General features: G+C 55.6%; 17 protein-coding genes. 8 read left to right on the forward strand and 9 right to left on the reverse strand.

Features of this window, described 5'->3' with window-relative positions; genetic code table 11:
- Window positions 1-6: 6 nt before the first annotated feature.
- The 8 genes from EYC82_RS12100 to EYC82_RS12135 all read right to left on the reverse strand — a co-directional run bounded on the left by EYC82_RS12100 (window position 7) and on the right by EYC82_RS12135 (window position 6756).
- Window positions 7-438: an HIT family protein gene (locus tag EYC82_RS12100; protein ID WP_279249793.1), complete on the reverse strand. Its 432-nt coding sequence runs from the start codon at window positions 436-438 to the stop codon at window positions 7-9.
- Window positions 439-447: 9 nt separating this feature from the next.
- Entirely contained in the window at window positions 448-1212 is a 765-nt protein-coding gene (locus tag EYC82_RS12105; RefSeq protein WP_279249794.1) for an SDR family oxidoreductase, read from the reverse strand.
- A gap of 84 nt (window positions 1213-1296) precedes the next feature.
- Window positions 1297-2484 (reverse strand): MFS transporter, encoded by a 1188-nt coding sequence (locus EYC82_RS12110; protein ID WP_279249795.1) that lies wholly within the window; start codon window positions 2482-2484, stop codon window positions 1297-1299.
- 49 nt (window positions 2485-2533) lie between these two features.
- A complete protein-coding gene (locus EYC82_RS12115) occupies window positions 2534-3097 on the reverse strand; it encodes a UbiX family flavin prenyltransferase (RefSeq protein WP_279249796.1) in 564 nt (187 codons plus the stop codon).
- A 361-nt stretch (window positions 3098-3458) separates the two neighbouring features.
- Window positions 3459-5657 carry a TonB-dependent receptor gene (locus EYC82_RS12120; protein WP_279249797.1) on the reverse strand — a complete coding sequence of 733 codons (2199 nt, stop codon included), beginning with the start codon at window positions 5655-5657 and terminating at the stop codon, window positions 3459-3461.
- A 32-nt stretch (window positions 5658-5689) separates the two neighbouring features.
- Window positions 5690-5974 (reverse strand): hypothetical protein, encoded by a 285-nt coding sequence (locus tag EYC82_RS12125; RefSeq protein WP_279249798.1) that lies wholly within the window; start codon window positions 5972-5974, stop codon window positions 5690-5692.
- A 34-nt stretch (window positions 5975-6008) separates the two neighbouring features.
- Entirely contained in the window at window positions 6009-6392 is a 384-nt protein-coding gene (locus EYC82_RS12130) for a nuclear transport factor 2 family protein (RefSeq protein WP_279249799.1), read from the reverse strand.
- 16 nt (window positions 6393-6408) lie between these two features.
- Window positions 6409-6756 (reverse strand): hypothetical protein, encoded by a 348-nt coding sequence (locus tag EYC82_RS12135; RefSeq protein ID WP_279249800.1) that lies wholly within the window; start codon window positions 6754-6756, stop codon window positions 6409-6411.
- 158 nt (window positions 6757-6914) lie between these two features.
- Between EYC82_RS12135 and EYC82_RS12140 the strand changes: the two genes are divergently transcribed.
- Both EYC82_RS12140 and EYC82_RS12145 read left to right on the forward strand, forming a co-directional pair.
- Complete coding sequence (locus EYC82_RS12140; RefSeq protein WP_279249801.1) at window positions 6915-8372, forward strand: coniferyl aldehyde dehydrogenase; 1458 nt, start codon at window positions 6915-6917, stop codon at window positions 8370-8372.
- A 104-nt stretch (window positions 8373-8476) separates the two neighbouring features.
- On the forward strand, window positions 8477-8740 hold the full coding sequence (locus EYC82_RS12145) for a DUF3012 domain-containing protein (RefSeq protein ID WP_279249802.1): 264 nt from the start codon (window positions 8477-8479) through the stop codon (window positions 8738-8740).
- Window positions 8741-8765: 25 nt separating this feature from the next.
- Here EYC82_RS12145 and EYC82_RS12150 read toward each other — a convergent pair whose 3' ends face one another.
- A complete protein-coding gene (locus EYC82_RS12150) occupies window positions 8766-9467 on the reverse strand; it encodes a VOC family protein (RefSeq protein WP_279249803.1) in 702 nt (233 codons plus the stop codon).
- Window positions 9468-9623: 156 nt separating this feature from the next.
- On the opposite strand from EYC82_RS12150, the gene EYC82_RS12155 reads away from it, so the two are divergent.
- The 6 genes from EYC82_RS12155 to EYC82_RS12180 all read left to right on the forward strand — a co-directional run bounded on the left by EYC82_RS12155 (window position 9624) and on the right by EYC82_RS12180 (window position 14950).
- Window positions 9624-10433, forward strand: coding sequence for a transporter substrate-binding domain-containing protein (locus tag EYC82_RS12155; protein WP_279249804.1), 810 nt, complete (start codon window positions 9624-9626; stop codon window positions 10431-10433).
- 112 nt (window positions 10434-10545) lie between these two features.
- Window positions 10546-11508 (forward strand): glycerophosphodiester phosphodiesterase, encoded by a 963-nt coding sequence (gene glpQ / locus EYC82_RS12160; RefSeq protein WP_279249805.1) that lies wholly within the window; start codon window positions 10546-10548, stop codon window positions 11506-11508.
- Entirely contained in the window at window positions 11505-11909 is a 405-nt protein-coding gene (locus EYC82_RS12165; RefSeq protein ID WP_279249806.1) for an MmcQ/YjbR family DNA-binding protein, read from the forward strand. The genes glpQ and EYC82_RS12165 overlap by 4 nt, the downstream gene beginning before the upstream one ends.
- Window positions 11910-12076: 167 nt before the next feature.
- A complete protein-coding gene (gene pyk / locus EYC82_RS12170; RefSeq protein WP_279250695.1) occupies window positions 12077-13531 on the forward strand; it encodes a pyruvate kinase in 1455 nt (484 codons plus the stop codon).
- Between the two features lie 2 nt (window positions 13532-13533).
- Entirely contained in the window at window positions 13534-14487 is a 954-nt protein-coding gene (glk, locus tag EYC82_RS12175) for a glucokinase (RefSeq protein ID WP_279249807.1), read from the forward strand.
- Between the two features lie 256 nt (window positions 14488-14743).
- A complete protein-coding gene (locus EYC82_RS12180) occupies window positions 14744-14950 on the forward strand; it encodes a cold-shock protein (RefSeq protein ID WP_279249808.1) in 207 nt (68 codons plus the stop codon).
- The last annotated feature ends 16 nt before the right edge of the window (window positions 14951-14966 follow it).

A 14966-nucleotide genomic window follows, 5' to 3' on the forward strand; every position in this document is an offset into this window, starting at 1 on the left:
TCCGACTTAATCCGGCAGCGTTGCAGAGTTCAGGCCGAGATGCTCGACAAGACCTCTCTGCCACTCGCGTAAGGTATGCAGCGCATACGGACCGCCCTCGGACAGATTGCCCCATACCGGTTGCGGCCAGCAGGGGTCCCCCTCACGACGCCCGATAATGTGTAAATGCATATCCGGCACCACGTTGCCAAGGCCGGCAAAGTTCACCTTCGGGTAACCCAGTTTCTGCTTGATGAACGCTGAAACGCCGACACATTCCGTCATTACCCCACGCAGCTCAGCCTCTGGTAGATCGAGCACATCCTGCAGGGCGGTGCGCGGTACCAGAATGAACCAGGGCAGCGCAGCGTTGCGATTAAGCAATACCTCCGTGGCGCGCAGGCTGCCCAGATAATGACAGTCCTTTAACAGTTGTTCCGGCAGGGCGAAGTCCAACATATCTAGCAGCTAAATGGTCATGCCACCATCGACCACGATACACTCACCGTTGGTGTAAGAGCTGGCATCGGACACGAGGTAAAGCACGGTGCCGGCCATCTCGCTTGCTTCCGCGTGACGACCCATGGGAATACCCTCGACCGCGACTTTGTAGATATCCTCGTTATCAAAAAGAGCGCCGGCAAACTTGGTCTTGGTGAACCCTGGCAACAAGGCATTGCAACGGATGCCCATTGGGGCACACTCCTTTGCAAAAACTTTGGTCATATTCACCACTGCCGCTTTGGTAATTGAATAAATACCTTGCATGATGCCGGGCTGCAAAGCGTTAATCGACGCGGTGTTAACAATGGCACCGCCGCCGTTATCACGCATCAGCTTGCCAGCCTCAATCGACATAAAAAAGTAGCCGCGCATATTTACATCCACGGTTTTATTGAATGCACCCAGGTCGGTATCCAACACGTGACCAAAGTAGGGGTTGGTCGCGGCGTTGTTGACGCAAATATCCAGCCGTCCGTGAACGGCGCGAATATGCTCGAACAGAGCTGCAATGTTATCCATGTTTCCCACATGACACGCGAAAGCCTCTGCACTCCCGCCAGCTTCCTGAATTGCGCCAGCAACAACACTACAGTCGTCAATCTTTCGGCTGGACACAATCACATGGGCACCCTGCACCGCCAGCAATTTGGCGACTTCTTCACCGATGCCTCGGCTGGCACCAGTGACAAGGGCAATTTTCCCGGCGAGATCAAATAGCTGCGTGGTCATAGCTCAATTCCTTCCAAAAAAATGATTGCCCACGACGTGATAACAGCAGATCCGGACGGCTGAGATACTACGCTTTTTCTACCCTCACTGCACATGGGTTTGTGAGTGCTGCACCGGCCGTTTCACACTCAAAAACAAAGTCAGAATCAGGTACACCGATACCAACAGTGCGGACACCAACCACGCACTGGAAAAACCCAATAGGGAAAGGCTGGTTCCCGCGACCAGTGGACCCACCACCCGCCCCCAACTAGAGGCCGCATTGGTGATACCCATCATCCGGCCTCGGTACTCCAGCGCGGTAGTGTAGCTGATAATGGTATTCAACATCGGAACACAGAGGGTCGCGCCGGTCATCGCAACAAAAATTGAGCCGACCATGGTCACCATAGAGTCAGCCATGCTCGCAGCCAAAAGACCCAACAACAGCAACGTTACGGCAATATGCAGCAGCCGCCACTCGCCGAGCAACCTCGCCAGTATGCCCAGAAGGCCGCCCTGACAGATCACCATGATCACACCCTGAATACCAAATACAATACCGACCTCCCGCGCACTGAAGCCCAATTCCTCGCCCATCCAGAGGGGAAACATATAGACAATGGTGCTGACTGCCGCCTGGTGCAGAACAAACTGAAAAACAAATAAACGGTTTTGAGTGTGCCGCAGCAACTGCAACAGAGACAGTGACTGGCTGGTCATGCGCCGCGACTCAATCGCCGCCCGTTTATCCGCAGGCAGAGACTCTTGTAAAAAAAACGCAGCGGCAACAATCGCCAACAGTGACATGACCCCCGCTACCAAGCAGGGGAGCGTGAAACCCGTGCCGTCTAAAGTAAGCAAGCCACCCATCACGGGGCCAAGGACAATCCCCGCACCAAACGCAGCACCGATGAGCCCCATGCCTCGCGCTCGATTCTCCGTAGTGGTAATGTCAGCGATCATGGCGGAGGCCACGCCAAAGTTACCGGCCATCAGCCCGGCGAAACCACGTGCCGCGAACACCATCCATAGCTCTGAGGCAAAGGCCAGCATCAGGTATGCGAGGACAGCGCCCGCCAGGCAAATTATGATCACCGGCTTGCGACCAATCCGGTCAGATAACTTGCCCCACTGTGGGCCGCTGAGACCAGCGCAAGTCGCGTAGGTGACTATCACCAATGCGATATCCATCTTGTCCGCACCGAGTTGCGGAGACAGAAAAGGCAGAATGGGTATGACTATGCCAAAGCCGATCAGGTCGATAAGAATAACGCAGAAAAGGACAGCCACCGTAATCTAAATCCGCAGGGGCGAGGACGCGATTAGCGGAACCACTCTGCTAATCGCCTTGCCAACGTTTTACCTGCTCGTGGTCAAGGTCAAATAGGTCGAGGGCACGACCGACCGTTTGAGTCACCATCTCATCAAGGCTCGCGGGCCTGGTATAAAAAGCCGGCACTGGCGGTGCGATAATCGCACCCATCTCAGACAGCGCCGTCATACTGCGAAGGTGCCCGGTGTGTAAAGGTGTTTCGCGAACCATCAACACCAGACGACGACGCTCCTTTAGAACCACATCCGCAGCACGAGTCAACAGGGTTGAGGTAACACCTGTGGCAATCTCAGACAAGGTGCGTACCGAACAAGGTGCAACCAGCATGCCCCCTGTTTTGAACGAACCGCTCGCAATCGTCGCGCCGACATTACTCGTGGGATATACCTCGCTGGCCAATGATTCCAGCTCCTCAAGCGGCATGTCCATCTCATAGTGCAGTGTTAATTTGGCAGACTTACTGATCACCAGATGGGTTTCTACCCCGCAATCGCGCAACAACTGAAGTGCACGCAGACCATAAATAATACCCGATGCACCGCTGATACCCACTATTAAACGCTGCGCCATAAACACTCTCCGCTAAGCCGTTGCTGTAGGACTCTAGCAGTACCCATGAAAAAAATCATTGTTCTGCTCCGCTATGACGTTAACGGTACGCGCTGGCGGAACAAGGCGCTGCTCCAGTGAGGGTATCGCCGGATCGAATAAACGCTCTGGCTATCTAAAGAAGAAAGCCTAAGGAGCGTAGTCAGCCAGTATCGAAGAAAACGGCGAAATAGCTCGAGGCGGTGAGACGCCCCTTTTCGCCGTGTAGAACTTTAACCAGGGCGCCGTGCACTCATGCGCAGGCGCCCATCACCGCTGTGAGGGTTTTGCCCGTATCGTCGCCTCTACGTAGACGCGAAATCGATAGGGCCTTCACTCGTGCTCAAAAAGAGAAACGAATACCCGCTGCAACCGACTGCCCCGCCTCCGGCGCATAGTTACGCAGGAATGAGGTGCTCAATCGAATCTCTTCATCGGTGATATTCTTCCATTTTATAAACACTAGAAGCTCTCGCTCCTGAGCAAAACTGAAGCGGTAGTCTGCACCCAGATCCAACCGCGTATAGCCGTCAGTATCAGTCTCGAAGTCACCCGGGCGATCCTGGTCACCTGCATTGAGCACACTCACCCAGGTACCAAAAGCATCTCCGGTCCAGCTCAGGCGAGCGCCGACTCGCACCGGCGGCAAGCGGGGCACGTCTCCGTTGTCCTTAAAATCACCCCTGATCGCGTCGCCGCGTAAATCAAGCGCAAGCGCACCGGGGCCAAGATCGGTCAGGTGAAAGCTACTTTCAAATTCAACGCCGTAGAACTTTGCATCTTCCTGCAGGTAATCATAGACAGCGGTTTCGTCTACTTCTTCACCGCTATTTCGCAAGAAAATATAGTCATTGAACTGATTATAGAATACGGACAATTCCGCCCAAGAATTCGCGGAGTGCCACTGCAAGGCCAAGTCGGCATTCAGTGATGTTTCATTGTCCAAATCCGGATCACCCACTTCGATAATGCCCGTTGCGGCGTGAGTTACTAGCTCCTCGGGATCCATGGCGTCGACGTTGGAGAAAAGCTCCTCGGTTGAAGGCGCACGCGCTGAGCGCGCCAGGGAAACACCTGTCTGCCAGTTATCGTCGAACTGCCAAAGAGCCGATAAAGACGCACTCCAGTTGGTGAAATCCTCATTGGAGGCGGCATTAGTACTCGGGTCACGCTCTACGTATTCGCCACGCAGACCGGCTTCGTAAGTCCACTCATTTCGATGAAAATCCTCGATGAGAAACAAGCCGAGCTCTGTGCTGTCTGTTTTGGGAATAAACCCCTCCTCACCAACGGCTTCGAAAGTATCAGACTTGGCCTGCAGGCCTACTACACCTTCTGTGCCAAGCAGGGCGTTGTGCACCACTTCAAGCCGCGTTTCCCAGGTATCGCGCTTGAAACGCGTGCCAACCTCGCTGCCCTCCAGCTCCTTGTGCTCATAATCCGTGTAGGTGAGGAAACCGCGCACCACCTCAATCGAGTCCATCGGCTCGTAAAGATGCACCATGGCATCATAGCGAGTCTGGTCCATATCGATGCGAACAATCTCTTCTTCTTCCTCTTCTCCCTCGTGATCCTCTCCCTCGTGCTCTTCTCCTTCGTGCTCTTCTTCTTCGTGATCTTCTCCCTCGTGCTCCTCTCCTTCGTGCTCCCCATGCTCTTCTTCGTGCCCATGCTCATGGGCCCCGGGGGGAATGCCGTACTTGTTGTTCAGGTTATTCACCGCGAAGCCAGCATAACTTCCCTTTTCATCGAAGTGGAAGCTGAAGCCGGCGGTAATCACATCCGTGTCGGTGTCGGTATTGGCGATTTTCCCTTTCGAGTTGTTGATCTCCTCCTCGCCGTGCTCCTCGCCTTCATGATCTTCGCCTTCGTGCTCCTCGTCGTGACCCATCATTTCTTCTTGTTCAGCAAGGGCTGCCTCATCGATAGCTCTGCCAGGAATTCGCAGATCACTGGTAGAGCGGGACGTGCCGGAAAGGTGAAAGGCGAGGTTGCCAAAACCCGCTTCCAGAACGCCTACACCGCTGTTCAGGTCGGGGGCATAGTCGTACCGGTATTCCGCCGCGCCCTCGATACCTTCGATACGCTCACGTGGAATGCGATTGTCAATAACATTGACGATACCCCCAATCGCGCCACCCCCGTAAAGCAGCGTGGAGGGTCCTCGCAAGACCTCAATGCTTTTCGCCAGCAGTGGTTCTACGGTGACAGCGTGATCCGGGCTAAAACTGGAAACATCCGCAGACGAGGTATTATTTTGTAGGGTAATCGCCCGCGGACCCTGCTGCCCACGGATAACGGGGCGACCGACGCCCGGCCCAAAAGATGAGTTCGCGAGACCCGCGCGGTTTTCCAGCGTCTCGCCTATGGTGGTAGCAACCGACCGCTGCAGCTCTTCACTGGTGATCACCGTCACCGGCAGCACGGAGTTACTCTCCTGCCGGTGAATAGGCACTGAGACCAGAACATGTTCTAGAGTCCTGTCTTCCGCAGAGACAGGTATTGAGGCGGCAGCCACCGCAAGGCATAACAAACGTTTCATGAATTTCTCCTGATGAATTTTAAGTCCGAGATTCAGGAGACTTGGGGCGGACCCCGGATAACAACAAGACGGAATGGTAAGCTGACAACAACAGCATCAGCTGTCGAGGCTATCCGTGCTGAAATAATAGTGGGCACTTGCAACGCGACGGCTGCAGAGAGCAGGACGTCACCGGAAGCAGAACTAGTGCATGCCGCACAATGAACAACGTCATCGTGGTCAGCATGGCTATGCGTCAATTCCAGATTGAGGGCAAGCGTGCACAGCAGCGCCATAAAGGCCAGACCGCGCACCAACAATGTCTGTCGTATTTTCATCAGCCGGCTACCTTAAACCAAAACTTGCTCACAGTCACCCCGCCAGTGCTTTCAGTATGGCCTGCATTTGGGCATGCATGAGGTTTACCGCTTTTAAAGGCCGCAGCATTACCTTGAATTCAGTAATCTTTCCCTCTTTGTTGAAGGTCATGATATCGACTCCATTTATTGAGATGCCTTCCACCTCGCAACTGAATTCCAGTACGGCATGCTCTGGAGTGACGACCTCTTTTGTGTAGTGAAACGTCTCGTTAAAAACACCGAGAGCACCATTTAAATAGAGGCTGGTCAGGTCGCGACCACATTGTGGCGTATGAACGATGGGCGATAGAAATACGCAGTCCGGATCCAGGATATCACCCAATCTGTCGAGATCCTGTCGCTGGATCATGTCGTGCCACAAAGCCAGTGTGGTCATATCATCTATCCCGGTTTTAGTATTCTTGTTCTTGCTTAAACTCACGCTCAATGCGCTGCTGCAGCTCGTAGCGAGCGACGCCCCTTCGCCGCCCGGAGGCAGTCAGCCGTTGTTGGTAGCGTCCACGGCGATAGTGCTGGACCAGCTGCGCGAAACGATCCGGCTCGGTTTCACCGGCAATCAACTCTTCGATGAACGCAATATCGATGCCCACCCGAAACGCAATGCGACTGGGTCGAATCTTGTGCGCGTGATACTCGGCAACAATATGCAGTTGCTGCTCCCGTGAGTGGGTACATGCTCGAGAGTACCCGAACGGGGGCGACGGGGTGCGGCTATCGGCCTGTGGCAGGTCCTTACTCACGCGTACGCTACCGTGGTGTAGTCAGCCATTCGAGGCTTCCGCAGGCAGTTGGCCACAAATAACCCTCCGGTTTGGTTAATTTTCGCCCATCTGGGGTCTATACTACGCGCCTGACTACTCATTCTGTTGGCCACAACGCCGATAACAAGGACCTGATCATGAATGCACCCGAGCAAGCACCCACCGCGGCCGATATAGAGCAACAAATGATAGCCACTCTCACCTGCCAACGCGAGGACTACCTCCAGGAGGGGGTCGTGACGGCAGAAACACGGATCGACCGTTTGCAGCGCGGTGCAGACGTGCTTATCAAATACAATGCCAAACTGGTCGACGCGCTCAACACCGACTTCACCTGCCGCCCCCGGGAAGTAACACTGCTCACCGATATCGGCGCCGGTATTGCACCCATGAAGCATGCCATCAAGCACGTACGCAAGTGGATGAAGCCCGAAAAGCGACCCACCATGTTCCCTTTCAACCTTCTCGGCGGTCGCTCCCGCGTTGAATACCAACCGCTTGGCGTAGTCGGCGTGATCGCACCCTGGAACTTCCCGGTGAACATGGTTTTCGCTCCGCTGGCCGGCGTACTCGCCGCAGGCAACCGCGCCATGATCAAGCCCTCCGAATTCACCCCCGCCACCGCTGAGCTGTTGGTTGAAATGATACACGAGGCCTATGACGAAAAAGAAGTCGCCATCTTCAACGGTGGCGCCGAGGTAGGACAAGCCTTTTCCGCGCTGCCTTTTGATCACATGATTTTTACTGGCGCGACCTCAATCGCTCGACACATACTCGCCGCTGCCTCGCGCAACCTGGTGCCCGTTACATTGGAGCTCGGTGGAAAATCACCCGTTGTTATTTCACGCGGCGCCGACCTGGAGAAAAGTATCGGCAGGATCATGCTCGGCAAGACGCTCAACGCGGGACAGATTTGCCTGGCCCCGGATTACCTCATGGTCCCGGAGGAAAAACTGCAGGACGTGATCGAAGCCGCAAAAACAGCGGTCACGAATATGTACCCCAGTATTCTCAATAACCCCTCTTACACGTCGGTGATTAACGAACGGCACTTCAGCCGCCTGAACGACTATCTCGCCGAGGCACAGGAGCGCGGCCAAACTATTCTCCCCATCAATCCTGCCGATGAAGACTTCAGCAGCCAACAGGGCACTTTGAAAATCCCACCCACTCTGGTGCCGCAGCCCGCGGATGACCTGAAGATGATGGAAGAAGAGTTATTCGGCCCCTTGTTGCCTATTCGCACTTATAGCAACTTTGAAGAGACTATCGATTACATTAACAGCAAGCCCCGCCCTCTGGCCGCCTACTACTTTGGCGAGGACAAAGCCGAGGAAAACGCCTTGATCAGTCGCACCACCTCCGGTGGCGTATGCGTCAACGATGTGGTCATGCATGTCGCCCAGGAAGAGCTGCCGTTCGGCGGCGTAGGCCCAAGCGGCATGGGCGCCTATCATGGCCAGAAGGGGTTCCAGACCTTTTCCCACGCCAAGTCGGTATATCGACAGTCCAACTTGAACATCGGCAAACTGGGTGGCATGCTACCCCCCTACAGCAAGGCGACCGAAAACACGATCAAGATGCAGCTGAAGTAGAACCTAGCTGGCAGCCGCGTGCAAACGCGGCCGACTCATGCTATCGCGGACAACAGCACTGCGGCCATTCGAGTCTGCCCCGAAACCTAATCAGGAGAAAAACTATGCGCAACCTAGCCCTCATTGGCGTTTTTGCTTTTCTAACAGCGTGCGCTGCAGAACCCGGCAGCGAACGCTGGTGCACCCAGAAAGCCGATCAGCCCAAGAGCGAGTGGTCCAGCTCCGATGCTGTTACTTATGCGAAGAATTGTCTGGTCGATGGCACGTCGATCGGCTCAAAAGAATGGTGTGAGGAGCTTGCCAAAACGCCCAAAGGCCAGTGGACCGGTGAAGAGGCCGCAAGCTACACCAAACACTGCGTCATGTAACACGCATCGGCGGCGCGCTTGTGCATCAGCTTGCCGCCGGCTGGATGAGCAGAGTCGGTATGCCGAGGTCGTGGCTTTTTAGCGTAGCCACCCGTGTACCGGGTTTGCGCCCGTCCCGCGGTGCTGACACCTGTACACCGGCGTCCTGCAGAATCCGCACACGCTCTGCCAACGACGTGCACTGGTAGGCTACACCCCAGAACACGTTTTTCTCAGGCCCGTCCGCCGACGTCTCAATCACCTCGAGGGTCATCTTGCCGCCGCGGAAAAACAACATGCGCCCGCCCCAGGCCTCGATATTTTTATCCAGCGCAAGGCGTATACCTAACTGGTCCCGGAAGAGGTCGATACAGGCGTCCGGGTTGACGGTGCGCAAGACCACATGGTCAACAGATAAGGCCGGGCGGTGCTCGCTCGACCATTTTTCCCGCAGCTGCTCCGTAAAACGTCCATCACACTGGCACAAATGCAAACCCAGTGAATTCTCTATGACCTCATCCCCCTCCGGGGCGTGCTCCCGTGCGAAAACCAGACCTTGCAGATGAGGTGCCGCTGCGCCACGCTCTACCAGTTCCACAACGGTGTTCGTCAGCAGCCATCGCGCGGCGCGCGCGGAATCCTTAGCGCCACCCGGCAAGGGCGGCACGCCCATAACGGTCTGGTACTGATTCACCGCCTCCGCCAGATCAGGAACCGACACCACCAAACGATCAAATGCATTGGCCAAAGCTGAATCTCCTGTGTCAACGCCTGCCACATCATAAAAGGTTTTGGCATATTTGCCGATCAGTCTTACACTGGAAGCACTAGAATAATAGTAGGCCAATGCCAGTCTTGTCACACCCGCCGCGACTAAAACATTAACCCGATGGAGAAGTTAACTATGTCAGCAACTCTTAGAAAAATCGCAATGTCCGGGCTGGTAGCGCTGCTCGTCACACTTCCCCTGTCCGCAGTTGCGGGCGATTCGCTACAGCGAATCATCGACTTTCGCACACTGAAGGTGGGCATGTCTGGCAACCAGCCACCTATGACTATGGCCAATCGAGAAGGCGGGCTAATGGGCTTCGACGTGGACTTGGCCCAGGCCTTGGCGGCTGCGATGAATGTTGAACTGGAAATCAAGCAAATGCCATTCGGTGACCTGATCACGGCACTGGAAAAAGACGAGATCGACATGGTGTTGTCCAACCTGTCTATCACGCCCGAGCGCACCGAACTGGTATCCTTTGTTGGCCCCTATATGATGTCTGGTAAATCCATACTGACAACCAGTGATTCCATGGGTGCGCTGACATCGACCGACGAGTTCAATCGCAAGGGCCTGAAAATTCTTGCCTTGAAAAATTCTACTCACACAAGCTTCGTTAAGCAGGTAGCGCCCGAAGCCACGCTCATCGAGGTAGAGAGCTATGACGAAGGCGTTTCTCTCCTGATAGAAGGCAAAGCCGAGCTCATGGTGGCGGACATGACCCAGTGTATTCTGGCTGTCATGCGATTCCCCGATGCGGGGCTGATTACGCTGGACGAGCCACTGACCGTCGAGCCAATAGGAATAGCCGTCAGCAGGGAGGACAAACAATTCTATAACCTCGTAGACAACTACCTGCGCTCCTACGAGAAAACCGGTGTGCTGAACCAGTTGCGCAACAAATGGTTTGAAGAGAGCGCGTGGATCGCGGCGATGCCCTGATCGGGATTACCTTTGACAAGCAACGCCTCTTCGCTTATCACGGTGGGCCAAAAGGCGTTCAACCTGTGAGCGCCCATCACGACTCCCTTCTGCGGAGTACCCAACCGCCACTATGAAGACATCAAGGCCCATTATCATCGCCCACCGCGGCGCCAGCGGCTATCTGCCAGAACATACCCTCGCGGCCAAGGCCGTGGCCCATGCAATGGGCGCCGATTATATGGAGCAGGACGTGGTCCTTACCCGGGATAGTATAGCCATCGTGTTACACGATATTTACCTCGACAGTACCACTGATGTCGCACGGCAGTTCCCCAAGCGCGCGCGAGCAGACGGCCATTTTTACGCCATTGATTTCGAACTGGCAGAGATACGGCAATTACGTGTGCGGGAGAGGGTGCACGATGACAACCGAGACGGCAAGGCCGTGTATCCCCAGCGCTTTCCAGTAACACCTCATCTGTTCGCAGTGCCCACACTGCAAGAAGAGATCGAGCTACTCGCCGGCCTGGACAAAAGCCGGAATCGGCGCACCGGTATCTACGTGGAAATGAAACGCCCAAACTGGCATCGGGAAGAAGGCCTGGACCTGCCGGGTACAGTGCTGGAGGTGTTGGCCGAGACAGGTTATATCGAGCGACCAGAGCAAGTTTACCTGCAGTGCTTTGACGACCAGACTCTGCTGCGCCTCAAAAGCGAACTTACCACGCCTATTCCACTGATACAGCTGCTGGGCGATAACGAATGGGGGGAGGACACGCGGGCAGATTACAACTGGCTGAGAACAGCGGACGGCATCGCCTATATCGCGAGCTACGCCAACGGTATAGGACCGCACCTCTCCCATATTCACGTTGGCAGTGATGACAGCGGCGCGCCGCAATTCACTGAACTGGTGGACCTGGCGCATGCCCATGATCTCCAAGTGCACCCCTACACCTTCCGCAAGGATGACCTACCCGAGGGCGTGAGCGACTTCACCGCGCTGCTTGAGATATTTGTGACCGACGCCGGTATCGACGGTATGTTCACAGATTTCCCCGACGTGGCACTGGCATTCCTAGAGCCGCCATGAAGCGCGAGGAGCTGCGCCTCTACCTGCTGGCACGACCGGAAGCCTGGGAGGACTATCCTTTTGGCCCCCGTGTCGCCGTCTTCAAAATACGCTCGAAAATGTTTGCAACGCTGATCGAGGATGAGGGTCTCGTGAGGATGAACCTCAAGTGCGACCCCCACGAGGCAATGATCTTACGAGATATCTTTGCATCGGTGGGCCCCGGCTATCACATGAACAAGCGACATTGGAATACAGTGATTGTCGATGGCAGCATTCCCGACGGAGAGATTCAACGCATGATTGATAGCTCCTACGGACTGGTGGTCAGCGCGTTGAAAAGTTCGCAGCGCAAAGCCCTGGAAGTACAGCACGGGAAAGCGGCCCTCTACCCGGCTCCGGTTCCGGTTCCGGTTCCGTAGCTTTGTAAGGCGCAAGGGCGCGTCCGCCTGTAAATACTTCGCCCTATCGCCTCTCTGCTGAGCCAACGCTGGCAGTTACTCCTCTAACAAGGCATTATCTTGCCTGACAGTTTCTCGCCAACCCACAGCACATGCAGAACCTGTGGCCAGCGATAACAACAACGGGGATGGAAGTGAACCCAAAGGTCATAAGACGTACAAAAATTGTCGCTACGGTTGGTCCGGCCAGCGAGTCAGAAGACCTGATCGCCCGACTGATCGGCGCCGGGGTGAATGTTTTTCGCCTGAATTTCAGTCACGGCACTACGGAGAAGCACGTAAAAGTAGCTGAACGCATCCGCAAACAGGCAAGCATTGCCGGTCAATACGTGGGCATTCTGGCGGATTTGCAAGGGCCCAAAATTCGTGTCGGCGCTTTCCGCAACGGCTCCATTGAACTGGATGTGGGTGACCGCTTCCGCCTGGACCTAGAGCTGGAGGACGACGCAGGCGACATCCGCGGCGTCGGTGTGGATTATGCAGAACTATGCGACAACGTAGTGCGCGGCGATACGCTGCTCCTTGATGACGGCCGCATCCGTCTGCGCGCAGACGATGTTGAGGCCAGCGCCGTGGAGTGCACCGTGCTGGTCGGCGGCCAACTGAGTTCCCGTAAGGGCATTAATCGGCTTGGCGGCGGGCTGGCGGCTCCGGCGCTAACAGCCAAAGACTTAACCGATATTGACAGCCTCGTAGAGGTAAACCCGGATTTTGTAGCCATCTCTTTTGTGTCCGACGCGGAGGATATTTTTCAGGCCCGCGGACGCCTCGAGCAGCTCAATTTGAAGCCGGCCATTATCGCCAAAATCGAAAGGGCGGAAGTCGTAGGTGACGAATCGATTCTCCATGCTGTTCTCACCGCTGCCGACGGCGTCATGGTAGCCAGAGGGGATCTTGGCGTCGAAGTCGGTGATGCACAGCTGATCGGCATCCAGAAGGAACTGATCACCCAGGCACGCAAGCTGGACAGGGTGGTCATTACCGCAACCCAGATGATGGAGTCGATGATTAATAGCCCTATGCCAACCCGGGCAGAGGTATTCGACGTTGCCAATGCAGTACTCGACGGTACCGATGCGGTCATGCTCTCCGCCGAGACGGCGGTAGGCAACTATCCGGTAGAAGTTGTATCCGCTATGGCCGACGCGGCGCTGGGGGCCGAGCGGCAACGAGTGGCAAAAACCTCGAAGTACCGACTCGACACGGCGTTTTCCAACGCCCAGGAAACTATCGCAATGTCGGCCATTTATGCCGCGAATCATTATGATAATGTGCGCGGTATCGCCTGCCTGACAGAATCGGGCACCACACCCCGACTGATGTCGCGCCTGAGTTCCGGCCTGCCCATTTTTGCCCTCAGCCACCTCAGCACAACACTGCAGCAACTCGCCCTTTGTCGCGGCGTGGTGCCCTTGTTTTTTGACGCCGACGCCTTCGATCCAAACAGTGTCGACAGCCGAGCCATCGAGTTCCTGCTGGATGGTGGTTTTCTGAGCAAGGGCGACTCCATCCTTTTAACCAAGGGCACTGTTCTGGGCACTGCCGGTTCTACCAACATCATGAAAATCCTGCCGGCTTACTGAGCATGGTAGCGACGGCCGACCGCATGGTTGGGGATATTGGCGGCACCAATACACGCCTCGCACTGTTCGATGCGCACGCCAAGCAACTGCGGTTTCAGCGCAACTATCGCAACCGGGACTACGGCAGCCTCGCCGACATTATCCTCGCCTGGCGGCGCGACCTCGGTGACAAACTCCCGGAGGAAGCGTGCCTTGCAGTGGCAGCGCCGCCCTTCGATGACGAGGTACGACTGCTGAATATCGACTGGCGCTTTTCGCCTCGCGAACTGGCGAAGCAATTCGGTTTTTCCCAATTTGGCTGCATAAACGACTTTGAAGGTAACGCCTATGCCCTGCCCCACCTGGGCGCTCATGAACTGGTGACCCTGCAGGCCGGTAAACCCGCGCTGCACGGACGATTGGCAACACTTGGGCCTGGCACTGGTCTGGGCGGAGCCACACTGGATACCCGGGGACCGGAACCCCTTGCCTGCGCCAGTGAACCCGGCCATATGGGTCTTGCCCCGGCCACGGCACTGGAGTTTGCACTGTTCGAAAGGCTCAGGGGTGAAAACGGCGAGATATACGCAGAACGCCTGCTATCCGGTCCCGGCCTGCTGTGCCTTTACCAGGTATTGGCCAGGGAGCGCCGCGTCGATGCAACTCTGCAAGAGCCGGAAGCGATTTCTGCAAAGGGCCTGCGCGGGGAGTGCACACTGTGTGCAGAAGCACTGGAGCTCTTCTGCGGCCTATTGGGTTCCGCCTGCGGCGATTTTGTGCTCGCCAACGGCGCCTATGGAGGCCTTTACCTGGCCGGCGGCATATTGCCGACCATGACGGATTTCCTGCGCAAAAGCACATTCTCCCGGCGGTTCGCGGCGAAAGGGAAGATGAAAAAACACCTGTCCGACGTGCCTCTGTATCTTGTCTGCGGCGATTCCATCGGTCTTGTGGGTGCCGCACACGCGCCTATCTAGCAGGATGCGTGGCGCACTCGCGTCACCGAAAACACCACAATGGACTCACCAATGGCCACAATTCCCCTAAAAATTGTTTTCTTCAATTTATGCCAAGTGCCCAATATAGTGCTACACTTATCGGTGCTGATAGGTTTCAGCGATGTTTATGCTCACGGTCGAAGTTCCATTCAGTTCCTCGGTACGTAACCCATAAATACATTTCTTAATGATAAAGGCGCCTGGACATGGCGCTGCAGCAATACAGGTAAACACTATGTCTAAGACAAACGGTACCGTTAAGTGGTTTAACGAGACGAAAGGATTCGGCTTTATCGAGCGTGAAGACGGCCCTGACGTATTTGTACATTTCAGTTCCATTGAAGCAGAAGGATTCAAAACCCTGGCCGATGGTCAAAAGGTTGAGTTCAACGTGACGGACAGCCAGAAAGGCCCTCAGGCCGAGAACGTAGTCCCGCTCTAAAGCGTAAAACAGTTTA

Origin of the sequence: Candidatus Marimicrobium litorale (assembly GCF_026262645.1) — a bacterium.
Classification (GTDB): domain Bacteria; phylum Pseudomonadota; class Gammaproteobacteria; order Pseudomonadales; family Halieaceae; genus Marimicrobium; species Marimicrobium litorale.